The 17,594-nt window shown below is 72.9% G+C and carries 14 protein-coding genes and 1 pseudogene; 11 read left to right on the forward strand and 4 right to left on the reverse strand.

Going from position 1 to position 17,594, the window contains the following annotated elements; translation table 11 throughout:
• Positions 1 to 431 precede the first annotated feature (431 nt).
• From mprF to DK389_RS25580, 9 genes are all read left to right on the forward strand, one after another.
• Positions 432 to 3,074 carry a bifunctional lysylphosphatidylglycerol flippase/synthetase MprF gene (gene mprF / locus DK389_RS25540; protein WP_162560852.1) on the forward strand — a complete coding sequence of 881 codons (2,643 nt, stop codon included), beginning with the start codon at positions 432 to 434 and terminating at the stop codon, positions 3,072 to 3,074.
• Positions 3,071 to 4,450: an AcvB/VirJ family lysyl-phosphatidylglycerol hydrolase gene (locus DK389_RS25545; protein WP_109893877.1), complete on the forward strand. Its 1,380-nt coding sequence runs from the start codon at positions 3,071 to 3,073 to the stop codon at positions 4,448 to 4,450. Before mprF ends, DK389_RS25545 begins: the two co-directional genes overlap by 4 nt.
• 170 nt (positions 4,451 to 4,620) lie before the next feature.
• A complete protein-coding gene (locus DK389_RS25550; RefSeq protein WP_109893879.1) occupies positions 4,621 to 5,109 on the forward strand; it encodes a Ros/MucR family transcriptional regulator in 489 nt (162 codons plus the stop codon).
• Between the two features lie 299 nt (positions 5,110 to 5,408).
• Positions 5,409 to 5,879 carry a Ros/MucR family transcriptional regulator gene (locus DK389_RS25555; protein ID WP_109893881.1) on the forward strand — a complete coding sequence of 157 codons (471 nt, stop codon included), beginning with the start codon at positions 5,409 to 5,411 and terminating at the stop codon, positions 5,877 to 5,879.
• A 258-nt stretch (positions 5,880 to 6,137) separates the two neighbouring features.
• On the forward strand, positions 6,138 to 7,517 hold the full coding sequence (locus DK389_RS25560) for a cytochrome P450 (RefSeq protein ID WP_109893883.1): 1,380 nt from the start codon (positions 6,138 to 6,140) through the stop codon (positions 7,515 to 7,517).
• Between the two features lie 8 nt (positions 7,518 to 7,525).
• Complete coding sequence (locus DK389_RS25565) at positions 7,526 to 8,665, forward strand: hypothetical protein (protein WP_162560853.1); 1,140 nt, start codon at positions 7,526 to 7,528, stop codon at positions 8,663 to 8,665.
• Positions 8,563 to 10,041 carry a putative bifunctional diguanylate cyclase/phosphodiesterase gene (locus tag DK389_RS25570; RefSeq protein ID WP_109893887.1) on the forward strand — a complete coding sequence of 493 codons (1,479 nt, stop codon included), beginning with the start codon at positions 8,563 to 8,565 and terminating at the stop codon, positions 10,039 to 10,041. The genes DK389_RS25565 and DK389_RS25570 overlap by 103 nt, the downstream gene beginning before the upstream one ends.
• A 196-nt stretch (positions 10,042 to 10,237) precedes the next feature.
• Positions 10,238 to 12,046 (forward strand): acyl-CoA thioesterase, encoded by a 1,809-nt coding sequence (locus DK389_RS25575; RefSeq protein ID WP_109893889.1) that lies wholly within the window; start codon positions 10,238 to 10,240, stop codon positions 12,044 to 12,046.
• Between the two features lie 74 nt (positions 12,047 to 12,120).
• Positions 12,121 to 12,309: a DUF1192 domain-containing protein gene (locus tag DK389_RS25580; RefSeq protein WP_109893891.1), complete on the forward strand. Its 189-nt coding sequence runs from the start codon at positions 12,121 to 12,123 to the stop codon at positions 12,307 to 12,309.
• 3 nt (positions 12,310 to 12,312) lie between these two features.
• Here the strand turns inward: DK389_RS25580 and rocD are convergent, their stop codons facing one another.
• Together rocD and DK389_RS25590 are read right to left on the reverse strand one after the other, a co-directional pair.
• On the reverse strand, positions 12,313 to 13,515 hold the full coding sequence (gene rocD / locus DK389_RS25585) for an ornithine--oxo-acid transaminase (RefSeq protein ID WP_109896840.1): 1,203 nt from the start codon (positions 13,513 to 13,515) through the stop codon (positions 12,313 to 12,315).
• A gap of 59 nt (positions 13,516 to 13,574) precedes the next feature.
• Positions 13,575 to 13,853, reverse strand: a complete 279-nt coding sequence (locus tag DK389_RS25590; RefSeq protein ID WP_109893893.1) for a DUF6894 family protein — start codon at positions 13,851 to 13,853, stop codon at positions 13,575 to 13,577.
• A 233-nt stretch (positions 13,854 to 14,086) separates the two neighbouring features.
• Here DK389_RS25590 and DK389_RS25595 point away from each other — a divergent pair, with 233 nt between their 5' ends.
• A complete protein-coding gene (locus tag DK389_RS25595; protein WP_109893895.1) occupies positions 14,087 to 14,917 on the forward strand; it encodes a 3-oxoadipate:acetyl-CoA acetyltransferase in 831 nt (276 codons plus the stop codon).
• Positions 14,918 to 14,935: 18 nt separating this feature from the next.
• On the opposite strand, the pseudogene DK389_RS25600 reads toward DK389_RS25595, so the two are convergent.
• Positions 14,936 to 15,922, reverse strand: a pseudogene (locus tag DK389_RS25600) (SDR family oxidoreductase).
• Positions 15,923 to 16,330: 408 nt separating this feature from the next.
• On the opposite strand from DK389_RS25600, the gene DK389_RS25605 reads away from it, so the two are divergent.
• Positions 16,331 to 16,564: a hypothetical protein gene (locus DK389_RS25605; protein WP_109893897.1), complete on the forward strand. Its 234-nt coding sequence runs from the start codon at positions 16,331 to 16,333 to the stop codon at positions 16,562 to 16,564.
• A gap of 6 nt (positions 16,565 to 16,570) precedes the next feature.
• Here DK389_RS25605 and DK389_RS25610 read toward each other — a convergent pair whose 3' ends face one another.
• Positions 16,571 to 17,407, reverse strand: coding sequence for an SGNH/GDSL hydrolase family protein (locus DK389_RS25610; protein ID WP_109896841.1), 837 nt, complete (start codon positions 17,405 to 17,407; stop codon positions 16,571 to 16,573).
• Between the last annotated feature and the right edge of the window lie 187 nt (positions 17,408 to 17,594).

Raw genomic sequence — 17,594 nt, forward strand, 5'->3', positions numbered from 1 at the left:
CCGCGCGGGGAAGTCTCGCCCGATCGCGCCTCCGGCCATGCATTGCGCTCAAGTCGGCCGTGAGCCGGCGCGGCCCCGGATTTGCCGCGATGCGCGACGAGCCGGCGCCGATTCGCATTCCGCCCGCGGAATGCTCCCGGCAGGACGCCCCGAACGGCCGCGGCGCCCGATTTTCGCCAAACAAGATGCGGACATGCCGGGCCTGATTTCTGCTCGCTCCGCGACCATGACGTGAGATTCATTCAGGCAGCGTTGAGCTTTCCTGGTTAAAAGGGATGCACGTCCCCCATCGTGCGGGATGAATCGGAGTTCGCACTTGAGTGACCCTCGCGCCAGCCTCGTGCGCCAGCCTCGCCGGACGGGGCGCGCAGGCGCCTGAACCGCCGCAACCCGCCCTCCGGATGATCACCGCTTCGAGCCCGACGCCGCGCATGCCGACGAGCCCCGAAATCCTGCCCCTGCACGAGGACGCCGCCGTCGCGGCGCCCGCCTCGCATCTCCGCCGGCTGCTGCCGTCGCTCGCCGGTCTCTGCATCGCGGCGATCGGCCTGGCCGTGCTCCACCGCACCCTCGGCAGCGTCACCCTCGCCTCCGTCTCCGAAGCCCTCGACCAGATCTCCGTCCAGGCCCTGGCCCTGGCCTGCCTGTTCACCGGGATCAGCTTCGCGGCGATCGGCGTCTACGACCTCGTCGCCGTGGAGACGGTGGCGCCCGGCCGCATCCCGCGCCCCCTCGCCGCCGCCACGGGGGCCGGCGGCTACGCCGTCTCGAACGCGCTCGGCTTCCCGCTCCTGACGCAGGGCGCCCTGCGCTACCGGGCCTACGGGCCGCACGCGGTGCCGCTCGCGGATGTCGGGCGCATCCTCGGCGCCTCGTGGTTCGCCCTCCTCGTCTCCCTCGTCACCATGGCGGCGGTGGCCCTCGTGCTCGGCCCCGCGAACCTGCCGGGCTTGGCCGGCGCCGCGGCGCCGGCCGGCCTGCCGCGGGCGGAGGCCGTCGCGGGCCTCGCCATCCTCGGGCTCGTCGGCGGCCTCGTGCTCTGGCTCGGGGCGCGCGAGCGCGTTCTCCGGGTCGGCGGATTCGGCCTCGGCGGGTTCTCGATGCGGCTGCCCACCACGCGGGCGGCCCTCGTGCAGATCGCGGCCGGCATCGTCGACCTCACCGCCGCGGCCGCCACCCTCTACGTGCTCCTGCCCGCCGACGCGGTCGGGAGCTTCCCGGCCTTCGCCCTGATCTACGTCGCCGCCACCGTCATCGGCATCGCCAGCCACGCGCCGGGCGGCCTCGGCGCCTTCGAGGCGACGCTGATCGCGAGCCTCGGCGCGGGCGGCCGGGCGGACGTGCTGGGCGGCCTCCTCGCCTACCGGATCATCTACACCCTCCTGCCGTTCGCGGCCGCGCTCCTCGGCCTCGCCGCGTCCGAGCTGGTGCGCCGCCGCGCCGTCTTCGCCGCCCCGGCCCGGACGGCCGGGCGCCTCCTGGAGCCGATGGTGCCCCGCGCCGCCGCCGGCATCGCCCTCGTCGGGGGCGTCATGCTGCTGGCCTCGGGGCTGACCCGCGACCTCGCCGCCCGCATCGAGATCCTCTCGCAGTTGGTGCCGCTGCCCTTCGTCGAGGCCTCGCACTTCGCGGCCTCCCTGGTCGGCCTCGCCCTCCTCGTGCTGGCGCGGGGCCTCAACCGGCGCCTCGCCCGGGCCTGGCGCTTCGCCCTGATGCTGCTCGTGCTCGGCGCCGCCTTCTCCCTCGGCAAGGGGCTCGACTGGGAGGAGGCGATCCTGCTGGGCACGCTCGCCGCCCTGCTCGCGGCCTTCCGCGCCTCGTTCTACCGCTGCCCGCGCGCCGCGCAGGCGAGCCTGTTCGCCCTGAGCCGCCCGGCGCTCGCGGGCGTCGCGGCCCTCCTCACGGGGGCGATCGGCCTCGGCTTCGTCGCGTGGCGCCACTGCGCGGACGCCGACGCGCTCTGGTGGCAGGTAGCCTGGGACGGCGACGCCCCGAGCCTCATCCGCGCCTCCTTCGCGCTGATGGCCGGCATGGCCGCGATCGGCTTCGACAACGCGGTCAACCGCCGCGGCGCGCCCGAGGCCGAGCCCGAGATCCCGCCGGCCGTGGTTGAGGCGGTCGCCCGCGCCCCCGGCGCCTCGGCGGCGCTGGCGCTCCTCGGCGACAAGGAATTCCTCACCTCCGCCGACGGGCAGGGCTTCGTGATGTATGCCCGCGCCGGCCGCAGCCTCGTGGCGCTCGGCGAGCCCGTGGCACCGGACGGCACCGCGCCCGAACTCGCCTGGGCCTTCCGCGAACTCGCCGACCGCGCGGCCGCGCGCCCCGTCTTCTACGGGGTCGGGCCCGAGAACCTGCCGCTCTTCCTCGACATGGGGCTCGCCGCCCTCAAGCTCGGCGAGGTCGCCCGCGTGCCGCTCGCCGATTTCTCCCTGAAGGGGCCGGCTCGGCACGACCTGCGCTACGGCGCCCGCCGGGCGGAGAAGGAGGGGCTCACCTTCGCGATCCTGCCCCGCGCCGAGGTGCCGGCCGCGATGGAGGAGCTCGCCGCCGTCTCCGACGCGTGGCTCGCCATGAAGTCGGGCAGCGAGAAGCGCTTCTCCCTCGGCTATTTCGACCCCGCCTACCTCGCCCGGTTCGACGTCGCGGTGATGCGCAAGGCGGGCCGCATCGTCGCCTTCGCCAATCTCTGGCGGGGCGCGGAGCGGAACGAGATGGCGATCGACCTGATCCGCTACACGCCCGACGCCTCGCGGGTGATCATGGACGCGCTGTTCGCCAACCTCCTGCTCGCCGCGAAGGACGAGGGCTACCGCTGGTTCAACCTCGGCGCGGCGCCCCTCTCGGGCCTCGTCGACCGGCGCCTCGCCTCCCGCTGGAACCGCTTCGGCGCCTTCCTCTACCGGCGCGGAGCCGACCTCTACAGCTTCGACGGGCTGCGGACGTTCAAGCAGAAGTTCGATCCGGTCTGGACGCCCTACTACCTGATCTGCCCCGGCGGCCTCGGCACGCCCCGCGCCCTCCTCGACGTGGCGACCCTCGTCAACGGCTCGCCCTTCGGGCTGATCCGGCGATGACGCGGCGGAGCCGGGCCCGCCTCGCCCTCCTGATCGGGGCGGCCCTGCTCCTCGCCGCCGCGGGCGCGGGCCTCCTCCTCGCCTGGCGCCCGCCCGCCCCGACCCTGATCGCCTCCGCGACGCCGGTGCGGGTCTCCTCCGCGCATTTCAAGGACGTGCCCGTGGCGATGCCCGGCGCGAGTCCGGTCGGCCTCGCGCTCCTCGTCTCCGGCGCGGGCGGCCCGGGCCCGGCCGAAGAGGCCCTGTCCGAGCGCCTGCGCCGCCGCGGCCTGATGGTGCTCAGCCTCGACCTCGAGACCTGGCGCGCCGGGCTGGAGCGCGACGCGGGGCCGTGCCTGCGCCCGATGTCCGACGTCGAGGATCTCTCGAAGGGGTTGCAGCGGGCACTCAAGGCCAAGCGCTACCTCCACCCCGTCCTCGTCGGGGTGGGGGAGGGCGGCGCCCTCGTCCACGCCATCCTCGGCCAGGCCCTCTCGGCGACGGTCGCGGGCGGCGTCGCCCTCGATCCGGCGCCGACCCTCGCCCTCGGACGGCCCACCTGCGACGGCCTGCCCGCCGAGCCCGCGCCCGGCGGCTTCCGGTACGGGCGGGCGACCCCGCTGCAGGAGCCCTTCGTCGCCGTGCAGGCCGCGCCCGCCCCGACGGACGGGCCCGGCCCGGCGCGCGGCGCCCACCGCCCCGAGACCCGGGTGCAGGCCGACGACGCGGCGCGCCTGACGGAGACGGTCGCGGCGGCCGCCGCCCTCGCGGCGCGGGATGCCGGAGCCGGGCAGCTCCCCCTCGTCGAGCATCCCGCCGCCGGGCCGGCCCGGGCCATCGCGATCTTCTTCTCCGGCGACGGCGGCTGGCGCGACATCGACAAGACGATCGGCGACCGGCTGGCGCGGGAGGGCGTGCACGTCCTCGGCGTCGACGCGCTACGCTATTTCTGGTCCGACAAAAGCCCGCAGACGGTCGCGGCCGACACGGCGGCCGCCCTCAAGGCCGCCGATCCCGACGGGCGCCTGCCGGTCCTCGTCCTCGGCTACTCCTTCGGGGCGGACGTATTCCCCTTTGCCTGGCCCTACCTGCCGACGAGCCTGACCGACCGGATCGGTCTCGTCGCCCTGCTGGGCCCGGGCCGGAGCACGGGTTTCAGCGTCTCGGTGAAGGGCTTCCTCGGCCTCGGCGGGGCCCATGCGGTGGTGCCGCAGATCGCGGGCCTCCCGCCCGCCAAGGTGCTCTGCATCTACGGCTCGGCCGAGAAGGAGCCGGCCTGCACCGACCCGAGCCTCAAGGGCATCCGCACGATCCGCCTCGAGGGCGGGCACCATTTCGACGGCGATTATCCGGGCATCGCCCGGCGCATCCTCGAGGCGATGCGCCTGTCCGGCTGAGCGGGACGCGGCCGAGTGTGCGCGGCTGCGGAAACCAAAAAATCGCCTGTCGACGGAAGACAGATGTCACCGGACGATCATCGAGCTGTGCACAGCGGCTCAACACCGATTGATTTTACGCGACCGATATCGACTTCACCTCTGAGCTGTCGCGAAGAAGGATCGGCAACATGACGGACGATGCTGAAGCTCGGGGTAACAATTACACGGAACTGGCCGCCGACATCGTGTCGGCCTTCGTCTCCAACAATTCGCTGCCGGTGGCCGAACTGCCCGCGCTGATCAGCGGCGTCTACGCCGCGCTGACGGGCCTCGGCTCCGAGAAGCAGGCCGCCGAGACGGAAGCCGCCCCGCGGCCGACGCCCGCGCAGGTTCGCAAGTCGATCACGCCGGACGCCCTGGTCTCGTTCATCGACGGCAAGCCCTACAAGACCCTCAAGCGCCACCTCTCGACCCACGGGCTCGACATCCACGCCTATCGCCAGCGCTACGGCCTGCCGGGCGATTACCCCTCGACCGCCGCGAACTACTCGGCCCAGCGCTCCCAGCTCGCCAAGAGCCTCGGCCTCGGCCAGCAGCGCCGGCCCGCTCCCGCCGCCGAGCGGGCCGAGCCCGCCGCGCCGAAGCCGCGCGGCCGGCGCAAGGCCGCGGCGGCCTGAGCCCCGGACGGCCGCGCTGCCGGGGCCCCGCCCCCGGCGCGGTCCCGGCCGGCGACTCCGCTTCTCCGAGGCCGCTTCTCCGAGGCTGCTCCTCAGAGGCTGCTCCTCAGAGGCCGGACCGCGTTTTACATGTCATTTGATCAGCTTAAGCGGCGCAAATCGGCCTTTTCCTCGTACTGGGCGTTACCCATAGGGCTTTTGTTGTGTCCGATGCAGGAACGCCTGTGCATCACTCGGCTACTTACGCTTGCATTTGGATGAGTTTGCGGCGAAGTACGTAGGCGATCAAGGAGAAGCCGATGGAACCAGAAGAAACGTCTTCGCACGCGCACGATCAGTTCATCGAACTCTCGGCGCAAGTCGTTTCGGCGTACGTTGCGCGCAATCATGTGGCCGCCAGCGATATCCCGGCCCTGATCCACGCGGTCTACGGCTCCCTTTCCGGGCTCGCCGAGCCGGTTGCTCCGCCCGTGGAGACGGTCGAGAAGCCGACGCCGGCGCAGGTTCGCAAGTCGATCACGCCGGACGCGCTGATCTCGTTCATCGACGGCAAGCCCTACAAGACGCTCAAGCGCCATCTCTCGACGCACGGGCTCGACCCCTACAGCTACCGCCAGCGCTACGGCCTGCCCAACGACTACCCGATGGTGGCGGCAAGCTACGCCGCGCAGCGCTCCGAGCTCGCCAAGTCGATCGGCCTCGGACGCCCCGGCGGCCTGCAGGACGACGCCGCCCGGCCGAAGCCGCGCGGCCGCAACAAGGCCGCCTGACGGCCCACATCGCCCAGGACAGGCGAGCTTTCACCGGAGACATTCGAGCGGCGAAATTCGAGCGGACGGGCGCGGGTGCGCCCGGCCGCTCGTCGCGTTGAGGCCGCGCGGCCGGTGCATCGGCAATGAGCAATCGCGGGCCAATCCGTCCGGGTTTTGAACAGAAAACGTCGACAAGCCTCGTATTCGACGGGCGCGCTTAACGGCGCGGCAAGCAGCATCTGGAACCTTCACAGTCTCGAAGCCGGGACGTCTCGGATGCAGTACGATTCAGCGGCAGGGTTTCCGATCGGCGCGACGCCCGGCCTGCGGGACGTCGTGGCCGAGGCGGCGGGCTTCCCGCGGCTGATCCGCACCGTCGTGCGAAACCTGATCGAGGCGTGGCCCGCGGAGGTCTACCGCGACGGGCTCGTGGAAGCCCGCTTCATCGGCCGCCGCACCGTCTTCGTCAGCGATCCTGCCCTCATCCGCTCGCTCCTCGTCGATCAGGCCGCCGCGCTCGGGCGGGAGGAGTTCCTCACCCGCTCCCTGTCGCCCGCGCTCGGCAAGGGCATCCTCACCTCCGACGGGGAGCGCTGGCGCCACCAGCGCCGGATCGCGACGCCGGTGTTCCGGCACGACCGGCTCCGCGCCTTCGTCCCGGCCATGAGCGCGGCCGCCGCCGCGACGCGGGCGCGCTGGCAGGCGCGCGGGGAGGCCCCGGTCGACATGCTCGCCGAGATGATGCGCACCACCTTCGACATCATCGTCGCCACGATGATGTCGGGGGAGGGCGGGCTCGACACCGAGCGGTTCGGCCGGGCGATGAACGCCTATCTCGACCAGACCACCTGGAAGATGGCGCTGAGCCTCCTCGGCGCGCCGGCCTGGACGCCGCATCCCGGCTCGCGGCGCGGCGCCGCCGCCGCCCGCTTCCTGCGCGGCACCGTCGCCGACGGCATCGCCCGGCGGCGCCGGAGCGGGCGGAGCGGCGACGACCTCCTCGGCCTGATGCTGCAGGCGCGCGATCCGGAGAGCGGGGAGGGGATGCCGGACGACAGCCTCGTCGACAACCTCCTCACCTTCATCGCCGCGGGCCACGAGACCACGGCGATCGTGCTGGCCTGGACCTTCTGGCTGCTCGCGGAGCACCCCGAGATCGAGGCGCGGGTGCTCGCCGAGATCGCGGCGGCGCAGGGCGCCCCCGGCGGCCCGAACCTCGACGCGCTGGCCTACACCCGGCAGGTCGTGATGGAGGTGATGCGCCTCTATCCGCCGGCGCCGCTGATCGTGCGCAAGACGCTCTCGGAGATCCGGCTCGGCGCCGCCCGCATCCCGGCGGGACGCTCGGTCCACGTGCCGGTCTACGCCGTGCACCGCCACGCCCGGCTCTGGGCGAACCCGGAGCGCTTCGACCCGGACCGCTTCGACCCCGCCCGCAGCGCCGGCCGCGACCGCTACGCCTACATCCCCTTCGGCGCGGGCCCGCGGGTCTGCATCGGCATGGGCTTCGCGCTGACCGAGTGCCTCGCCATCCTCGCCGAGCTCCTGCCCGCCTTCCGCACCGCGCGGCTCGGGCCCGCGCGGCCCGAGACCCGCTTCAAGGTCACCCTGCGTCCGCATGGCGGCGTCGGCATGACCGTGTCGCCGCGCCGGTGACGCGGGCCGTGGCCGGGAAGCGCAGATCCGCCGCCCCGGGGACCGGCCTCGCCGGCGCTCCGGCGCGGGCGGGTTCCCGGCCCGGCGCCCTGGCCGGCACCGTGCGACTCGTCTCCGCCCTCCTCCGCCGGCTCCGTCCGGCCGCGCCGGCAATGCCGCCGGAGACGGGCGCGACCTCGGCCGCCACGCTCGCCCGCTACCTCCTGGAGACCCGCTCCGGCCTCCTCGCCGAGACCCTGAAGCTCGCCAAGTACTCGGCGCTGACCCACGCGGCCATCGCGCTCACCGTGGTCGGATTCTTCTGGGAGACCGCCCCGCGCACCTACCTGATCGGTCTCCTCGTGGTGATCGGGACGGCGAGCATCGTCGCCATCGTCGCCGCCTGGAAGTATCACGGCCGCTTCGCCGGCACGCCGACCGAGACCGAGATCGTGCGCGGTTACCGGATCTCGGGGGCGATCGCCCTCGCCATCGGCGCGGGCTGGAGCACCATGCCGATGGTGCTGTTCCCCCCCGCCGATGCCGGCCACCGCATGATCATCGTGGCGATCGCGGCCGGGCTGATCTCGGATGCCTACACGCTGGGGCCGATCCTGTCGGTGTCGATGCTCTTCGCGGTGCCCGTGGTGGTCGGCAGCTTCGTGGCGCTCGCCACGAGCGGCGACGCGGTCGCGACGAGCATCGCGGTGCTGCTCGGGATCTACGCCGCCTTCGTGCTGTTCAGCGCCCGCCGCATGAGCCTGCTCTCCTTCCAGCGCATCCTCGACCGGGTGCGGGTGAGCGACCAGAACCAGACGATCGGCCTCCTCCTGCGCGAGTTCGAGGCGAGCACCAGCGACTGGCTCTGGGAGACCGACCGGGAGGGGCGCTTCGAGCACGTCTCCGAGCGCGTCGCGCAGGTCGCCGGGCGCCCCGTCGCGGCCCTGCAGGGGCTGCCCTTCTCGGCCCTCCTCGCCTGCGGGCAGGGGGGCGCCACGGCAGCGGCGCGGCGGAGGTCGTCGCGCATCTGCGCGAGGGCTCCGCCTTCCAGGATCTCGTCGTCGAATTGCCCTTCCCCGAGGGCACGCGCTGGTGGCAGCTCAGCGGCAAGCCGGTCCTCGACCGGACCGGGCGCCTCGCGGGCTTTCGCGGCGTCGGCTCGGACGTGACCGCGAGCCGGATCTCGGAGGCCAGGATCGCCTTCCTGGCAAGCTACGACCCGCTCACGGGCTTGGCCAACCGCACCCTTTTCCACGACCTCGCGGGCGCCGAGTGCGACCGGGCCGCCGAGACCGGCGAGCCCTGCGCCCTGCTCTACCTCGACCTCGACGGCTTCAAGACCGTCAACGATTCCTTCGGGCACGGGGCGGGCGACCAGCTCCTGCGCAGCGTCGCCCAGCGCCTGCAGCCCTTCGCGGACGCGGGCACCTGGATCTTCCGCCTCGGCGGCGACGAGTTCGCGGTCCTGCACCGCTGCGCGGGCCCGCTCGAGGCCGCCGACCTCGCCCGCGCGATCATCGCGGCGGTGAGCGCGCCCTACCGGATCGACGCGCTCGCCGCCGAGATCGGCGTCAGCATCGGCGTCGCGCTGACCCCGGCCGACGCCCTCGACCCGGAGAGCCTGCTGCGCAAGGCCGATCTCGCGCTCTACCGGGCGAAGGCCCGGGGCAAGGGCATCGTCCACCTGTTCGAGCGCGACCTCGAGATCACCCAGCGCACCCGCCGGGAGCTGGAGGCCGACCTGAAGCTCGCCCTCCAGCGCGACGAGTTCGAGCTGCACTACCAGCCGCTCACCGCCCTGCGGGACGGGCGCGTCGTCGCCTTCGAGGCGCTCCTGCGCTGGCGCAGCCCCACGCGGGGCTTCGTCACGCCGGCCGAGTTCATTCCCGTGGCCGAGGCGACCGGCATGATCGTGGCGATCGGCCGCTTCGCCCTTCAGGCCGCCTGCCGGGAGGCGGCGCGCTGGCCGGGCCAGATCCGGGTCGCCGTCAACATCTCGCCGATCCAGTTCCGCACCAGCGAGTTCCTGCGCGACATCGCGGCGGCGCTGGAGGCGAGCGGCCTGGAGCCGGGGCGCCTCGAGATCGAGATCACCGAATCCGTGTTCCTCGACAAGACCGCGATCACGATGGCGAACCTGCACGAGCTGCGCTCGCGCGGGATCCGGATCGCCCTCGACGATTTCGGCACCGGCTACTCGAGCCTGAGCTACCTCGCCAAGTTCCCCGTCGACAAGATCAAGATCGACCGCTCCTTCGTGCGCGACATCGACGAGCAGGACGGGAACCTCGCGGTGATCGAGGCGATCCTCGCCATCGCCCAGAAGCTCGGCATCGCCGTCACCGCGGAGGGCGTCGAGACGGTTGAGCAGGCCCAGGTCCTGCGCGCGCGCAACTGCAACGACATACAGGGCTTCCTGATCAGCCCGGCCCGGCCCGCCTCCGAGATCCCGGGCCTGATCGCGCGGGTGCCGGAGGATTTCCACAGGCTGTTTCCGGCTCCCGCCCGCAGCGAGATCCAGCCGCGCCTCGTGGCGGGGCGCTAACCCGGAGGCTTAGTCCCTGCCGGGACTTGGGCCGGATTCCGGCATCCGGCGCCTGCCGCCTCGGGGCGTGAATCACGCGTCTTCCTCACGCGGCAAATCGTCCGCGCCGTACGGACCCGCGCGGGTGTTGCGGTACGGAAATGGACCTGCCCGTAGCGAGCAGCCATGATGACGCACGCACGGTCAGGTTGTCAGCATGCACGCAGACGAGGGCTCCCGCCTCCTTCGCTCCCTCGTCTGGGCGCCGACGATCGGCCTGTCCTGGCTCTGGGGCCTGGGCTTCTTCTACGCGATCCACGTCACGGTGACGTATGGCTGGCTCGGCTTCGCCGCCTTCGCGCTGCCGAACGCGGCGGGCTTCTACCTGTTCGGCCACCTGCTCGGTGCGCCCGGGCGCAACCCGGCCGAGATCCTCAAGGCCGTCGAGGGGCGCTATGCCGGACTGTTCCTGGCCTGCCAGCTCGTCGCCCTCGCGCTCACCGCTTACGGGCTCTGCGCCTACCTGCTCCTGCCCCTGTTCGGCAGCGGCTCGCTGCTCGGCGCCCTGCTGCTGCTCCTGCTCGCGGCGGCCTCGGGCCACGCGGCCTCGATCGGGGCCTTGCGCCGGCTGCACGTGCTCTACCTCGTCATCGGAATCGGCGCGGCCCTCGTCGCGGCCCTCGGCCTCGCCCGCGCCGCGCCGTCGGCGCCCGTGCCGCTCGCGTCCTTCGACGAGCGGTTCTACGGGCTGATGCTGCCCTGCCTCGTCGGCTTCCTGCTCGGGCCCTGGAGCGACGTGCAGCACTGGCAGCGCGCGGTGGCGATCCACCGGGAGGGCGGCTCGATCCGGGTCGCCTACGCGGGCGGCGCGCTCCTGTTCCTCGGCCTCCTCGTCCTCAACGGAGCGCTTGCCGCGCTCGCCGGGCCCGGCATTCCCGTCGCCTCCGCCGACGGCATCCCGGAGGGCCAGAGCGCGGTGACCCAGGCGCTCATCCGCCTGCGCGACCCGACCCTCACCGCCGCCTTCCTCGTCTGGACCGCGATCGCGGCGGCCTCGACCATCGACAGCTTCTACTGCGCGACCCGCTGGTTCCTCACCGCCGTGACGCGGCGCAGCGAGAGCCCGCTCCTCGCCTTCGTGCCCGCCGGCCTCGTCGCCTCGCCGCTCTGGACCCTGATCGCCGCCTGCGCCCTGGCCGCCGGCATGATCGCGGCGAATCTCTCGATGATGTACCTGATGCTGCCCTTCGCGACCCTGTTCGTCGGGGCGACGCTGTGCCTCCTCTGCGAGGCGCTCGGCGCGCGGCCGGCCTATGACGGGGTGCTCTGCGCGATGATCGGCGCCGCCTCGGCCCTGATCTTCGTCACGGGCTACGTCGCCCCCGCCGGCGCGCTGCTCGCCATCGCGCCCCTCGTCGGCGCCGTGGGGGCGCTCCCGGCGATCGTCAACCTGTTCGCGGGGGGCGCGGGCGCCGCCGAGGAGGCGCCCCGGACCCTGCCGGAGGGCGAGGCGGCCCTCGCGACCCTCGTCGTCCCCCGCGAGGACAACGTGACCTCGCACGGCTTCGACGGGCCCTGGTTCGTGCTCCAGCTCCTGCCGACCTACGACGACACCAACTCGGTCGGGAACGTCTACTTCGCCAATTACTTCCGCTGGGTCGGCAAGGCGCGGGAACTGTTCTTCCACACCTGCATGCCGGATTTCGACCTCGCGACGACGAACTTCTACATCCTGACCCGCTCCTTCAACCACGATTTCCGCCGGGAGGCGCGGGAGTTCGAGCCCATCGTCGTCCGCATCCGGATCGCGAGCTACAATCGCAAGTTCGTCACGCTCGCCCACGAGATCCACAGCCGGACGCAGGGGCTGCTCGGCCGCGGCGAGCAATCCCTGATGTTCGTCGACACGGTCCGCTACCGCCCCCTCGACATCCCGGCGAGCGTGATGTCGAGCTTCCTGCCGCATTTCGTGAAGGACCTGTCCAAGGCGCGGAGCGGGGCGCTCGGCGGGCTCGCGGAGGCGTGAGGCGCCCCGTTTGACCCCGGGCGGCCGGCGCCCAGATAGACCGGTCTGACGGGACGACGGACGGGGGTCGGACGATGGACGACGAGATGCTGCCGCTGCGCCGGAGCGCGGGCCACGAGATCGGGCAGAAGCTCGACGACCTCTCGGTGGAGGAGATCGGCGAGCGCATCGCCCTGCTGCGACGGGAGATCGAGCGCCTGGAGGCGGCCCGTGCGGCGAAGCAGGCGGCGAAATCCGCGGCGGGCTCGGTCTTCAAGTTCTGAGGCTCAATCCTGCACCACGGCCTCGATCCGCTCCATCGCCCAGTCGATCTCGTCGCGGGTGATGACCAGGGGCGGGGTGAGGCGGATCGTGTGCTCGTGCGTCTCCTTGGCGAGGAGGCCGCTTGCGCGCAGGCCCTCGACGACGGGCCGCGCCCCGCCCGCATCCGCGTGGAATTCCAGCGCCAGCATCAGGCCGCGCCCCCGCGCCTCGCGGATGCGGTTCGAGCGCAGGGCGCGCAGCCGCTCCAGGAAATAGGCGCCGTTGACGGCCGCGTTCTCGACCATGCCCTCCTCGACGAGGACCTTGAGCGCGGCCCGCGCCACCGCGCAGGCCAGCGGGTTGCCGCCGAAGGTGCTGCCGTGCTGCCCCGGCTTCAGGACGCCGAGCACCTCGGTGGTCGAGAGCACCGCCGAGATCGGGTAGAAGCCGCCGCCGAGCGCCTTGCCGACGAGGGTCACGTCGGCCACGATCCCCTCGTGCTCCTCGGCGAGCAGGCGCCCGGTGCGGCCGAGCCCGGTCTGGATCTCGTCGAGGATCAGGATGACCCGGTTCCGGCTGCAGATCTCGCGCACCGCGGCGAGGTAGCCCGCGGGCGGGATCACGACGCCGGCCTCGCCCTGGATCGGCTCCACGAGGAAGGCGACCGTGTTCGGGGTGATCGCCGCCGCGAGCGCCGCCGCGTCGCCGAACGGCACGACGGTGAAGCCCGGCAGGAAGGGGCCGAAGCCGCCGCGCGCGTCGGGGTCGGTGGAGAAGGAGACGATGCCGAGGGTGCGACCGTGGAAATTGCCCGTGCAGACGACGATCTCGGCGGCGTTCTCGGGCACGCCCTTCACCTCGTAGCCCCATTTGCGCACCGCCTTGATGGCGGTCTCGACCGCCTCGGCGCCGCTGTTCATGGGCAGCACCTTGTGCGAGCCGGTCAGCGCGGCGAGCTCCTCGTAGAAGGGGCCGAGCTGGTCGTTGCGGAAGGCCCGCGAGGTGATGGCGAGGCGCCCGGCCTGCGCGGTCAGCGCCGCCAGGATCTTCGGGTGGCAATGGCCCTGGTTGACCGCGGAATAGGCCGACAGGCAGTCGAGGTAGCGCCGCCCGTCGGTGTCGGTTACCCAGACGCCCTGGCCCTCCGTCAGCACGACGTCGAGGGGCTTGTAATTGTGCGCCCCCAGCCGGGTCTCGATCTCGATGAAGTCCGGGCCGTCGAACACGCCGATCTCCCCGTGGCTCTCGCCCCCGGACGCGCTCCCGAAGCCTGGCAAGCGGCGCGTCAGGACAGGTGCCGTGCCCGCCCGCTCGGCCCTCCTGCGGCCTCGTCGGCCTCGAGGTCCGTGAAGGGCACGGTGAACAGGACGTGGTGCGCCTCGTCGGCCACCGAGAAGCGGTAGCCGCTGAAGAGCGGGTTGCCCGCGCCCTCCTCCGGCGTCACGAAATGGGCGCCGTGGCGGGCCTCCGCGAGGGCGGCCGAGGCATCGGCGCAATCGAGGCCCTCGTGGTCGAGGCACACGACCCCCGACGGGGTCCGGACGTCGAAGTAGAATCGCGGCATGGCACCATCCGTTGCCCGCCCCCGGTGGCGCGGACCGTCTCGTGCCTCGCGCCGGGCCCGAGTGTGGCGCGAATCCGCGCCCCTGTCACGGGCCCTCCGCGCCGGAGCGCGGACCGGCGGGCGGCCCGTCCGAACCGGCGCCACACCCGGCGGGGCCTTGGCCCGACTGGCGCCGCGCCCGGCGCCCCGCTACCTGAATGCGGGGGAGCGGGACCAGCGAGGGTCGAGACATCATGGACAAGCCCGTCGTCATCGCCGTCGCCATCACCGGCTCGGTGCCGCGCAAAGCCGACAACCCGGCGCTCCCCGTCACGGTCGCCGAGCAGATCGAGTCGACCCACGAAGCGTACGAGGCGGGCGCGAGCCTCGCCCACATCCACGTGAGGAACGACGACGAGAGCCCGTCCTCCGATCCCGAGCGCTTCGCCGCCGTGCAGGAGGGTCTGCGCCGGCACTGCCCCGGGCTGATCGTTCAGTTCTCCACCGGCGGGCGCGGGCGCGACCCCTCCGCCCGCGGCCTGCCTCTGATGCACCGGCCCGACATGGCCTCGCTCTCGACGGGCTCGGTCAACTTCCCCACCATCGTCTACGAGAACCACACCAGCCTCGTGACGGACCTCGCCGCGCGGATGCGCGAATTCGGCGTGCGGCCCGAGATCGAGATCTTCGACCTCTCGCACCTGCACGGGGCGAAGCGCCTCGTCGAGGCGGGCCTCATGGACGCGCGGCCCCACGTGCAGTTCGTGATGGGGGTGCAGAACGCGATGCCGGCCGAGGCCCACCTCCTCGACATCCTGCTCGCCGAGCTGCGCCGGCTCCTGCCGCAGGCCACCTGGACCGCCGCCGGCATCGGCCGCAACCAGGCGATCGTGATGGAATGGGCGCTCGCCCGCGGGGCGGATGCCGTGCGCACGGGACTCGAGGACAACATCCGCGTCACGAAGGACCGGCTCGCCGCGAGCAACGCCGAGCTCGTGCGCCTGGCGGCCGAGGCGCTCGCCCGTCACGGCGGGCGGCCCGCCACGCCCGCCGAGGCGCGAGCCGCGCTCTCGCTGCCCGCCTGAGGGGGCCGCCGCTCTCCCTCAGCGCCGGGCGCGGGAGGCCGCGCTCCCGAGCGCCACGAGGGTGGCGCCGCCGAGGATCGCCAGCCCCGTCAGGCCGAGCGTCCGGGCGGAGGGCGCGCCGTGCCGCGCGCGCCAGCCGCCGCTCGTGCGGGGCGGGTCGTCGAGGGGCCGGCGGATGGCGCCGTAGCTGTGGCGCGCGGGCGCGGCCCGGTCGAGCATCCGGTGGATCGCCGCGCCCGTGGCGTGCTCGGTCGGGCCGGGGGCGAGGGCGTAGGCGACCTGCGCAGCCCGGGCCGGCCAGCCGACCGCGACCTCGTCGTGGGAACGGCGGGCGAGGCGCACGAAGGTCTCGGCGACCTCCTCGGGCGCGTAGACGAGGGGGCCGCTGTCGATCCGCCGCCCGGAGACGTTGGCGCCGTGCTCCAGGCCCGGCGTGTCGATCATGGCGGGAAAGACCGAGCAGACGTGGATGCGCGGGTGGCGCCGCACTTCCTGCCGCAGGCTCGCGGTGAAGCCCCGCAGCCCGAACTTGCTCGCCGAGTAGGCGGCCGCGAAGGGCGCCGGCGCCCAGCCGCCGAGGGAGATGTTGGTGATGAGCGTGCCGTGGCCCTGGCGGAGGAAGCGGGGCAGGGCCGCGTAGGCGCCGTACATGCCGCCGAGGAGGTTGATCTCGACGGTGCGGCGGTGGAGGTCGAGGGGCGCGTCCTGATACGGCCCGAACACCCCCCGTGCCGGCATTGTTGATCCAGATGTCGAGGCGCCCGAACGCCTCCTCGGCGCGCCTGGCGAGGCGCTCCACCGCCTCCGGGTCGGTCACGTCGGTGGAGACCGCGATGGCCTCCGCCCCCCGCGACCGGCACGCGGCGGCGATCGTCTCCAGCGCCTCCGGCCTGCGGGCGGCGAGGGCGAGGCGGGCCCCCGGCGCGCGAAGGCGAGCGCCGCGGCCCGGCCGATGCCGCTCGATGCGCCGGTGACGACGACGACGGCGCCGCGAAGATCCCTCATGCCCGCTCCCTCATGAACGATCGCTCAAGCCTGCGCCTCCGGACCGGGGCCGAGCCCGCGGCAGGACGCGCGGCCGCGCCCGGGCTACCGCGATGTCATGACCGGTCTCATGGACGGTCTCGAAGGAGCAACCGCGGCCCTCCCGGCCAGTTCCGAGGCTCCGGATTGCGGATCGGCCAAGCTGAAACCGGCTCCCACCTGCGGCGTTGGTCCCGCACGCGGCACGGCTCCCACTCGGCTCCCACGCGCGGGAACCGGCATGAGCCGGCCGATCCGCCGGCGAACGCGCCCATCCCGACGTCGAAGAGATCGCCCCTGAGGCGGCGTCCGCGCCGCGTCCCGCACCCCGGTGCGGCGGCGACGGCCCGAGCGGCGGACCGATCAACGCAACCGCAGAGGAGACACGCGATGGCGAAGGCCGACAGGCACAACATGGGTCCCGGGGCACAGGGCAAGGGCTCGGGCACCGGCGCGATGACGGAACTGCCGGAGGGCGTCCTCCCGGAGAACAGCGTGCTCAGCAACCGGGACAAGTCCCGCCACAGCGACGAGCGCGGCCTCGACGGGCGCCATGTCCAGACCGAGCAGTACCACGACCATGCGGGTGCCCGGCGGAACTTCGACGACGAGGGTCGCGGCTGAGGGGCCCTACTGCGCCGCCTCGGCGACCCGGACGGGGCCGCCGGCATCGCGCAGGATCTCGTCGGCCGCGGCGCGCGCGAGGAGCGCGTAGCCGCGGTCGGCCATGTGCAGCCCGTCGGGGGCAAATAGCTCCTTGCGGGTCAGCCGCGCCTCGTTGATCCAGCTGCGCATCAGCTCGGAGCGCCGGATCACCGGAACGCCGGTCTCCTCGCCGATCTCGCGCACGGCGTCGCGGAAACGGTACGAGCCCGGCGTCGCATCGAATTTCGGGCACCATTGCGGTTCCATCAGCACCACGTCGATGCCGGCCTCCCGCATGGCGCGCAGGCCCGTCAGGGTCGCCTCGCGGAAATGGTCGAGGTCGATCCCGCGCAAGGGGTCGTTGCTGCCCGTCTGCCAGATCACGAGCTGGGGCTTGGCCGCGATGACGTCGCGCTCGAGGCGGCGCATCATGTCGTCCACGTGCTCGCCGCCGATGCCGCGGTTCAGAACGCTGACGCCGCCGACGAGATGCGGCAGGGCGCGGTTCAGGGCGGCCTGGAGCCGGGCCGGGTAGGCGGCCGCCGGGCTGCTCGCGCCGACGCCTTCCGTGGAGGAGGAGCCGAAGGCCACGATCCGCAGGGGACCGCCCGCGGCGAGCTGCTCGCGCACATGGGGCAGGTCCATCGCGGGCGAGGATTCGAAGCCGAGGATGGCGAGATCAAACCCCTCCGGCAGGAGATCCGCGTAGGCGAGCACGGCGGTGGGCAGCACGCTTAGGCCGACGAGGACGGCCGCGCCCCGCAGGAGCGCGCGCAGCGGCCGGACACGGGAGCTGAGGGAGGAGGCGATTCGGGCGATCATCGGCGCAGCGGGCTTCGGCGTCTTCACTCTAGAGGTCATACAGGCCAAACAGGAAGAACCCGCTCGTTTGATCAGATGAATGCGGCGGAACTTCGTAACACATAATTCATCATTCGTCTGCCCCGTTTGGCGGCCTGCGGACGGCAGCCCGGCCTCCTGATCCGGCGGTTCTCGGTCGACAATACGC

The organism is Methylobacterium durans, from assembly GCF_003173715.1.
Classification (GTDB): Bacteria; Pseudomonadota; Alphaproteobacteria; order Rhizobiales; family Beijerinckiaceae; genus Methylobacterium; species Methylobacterium durans.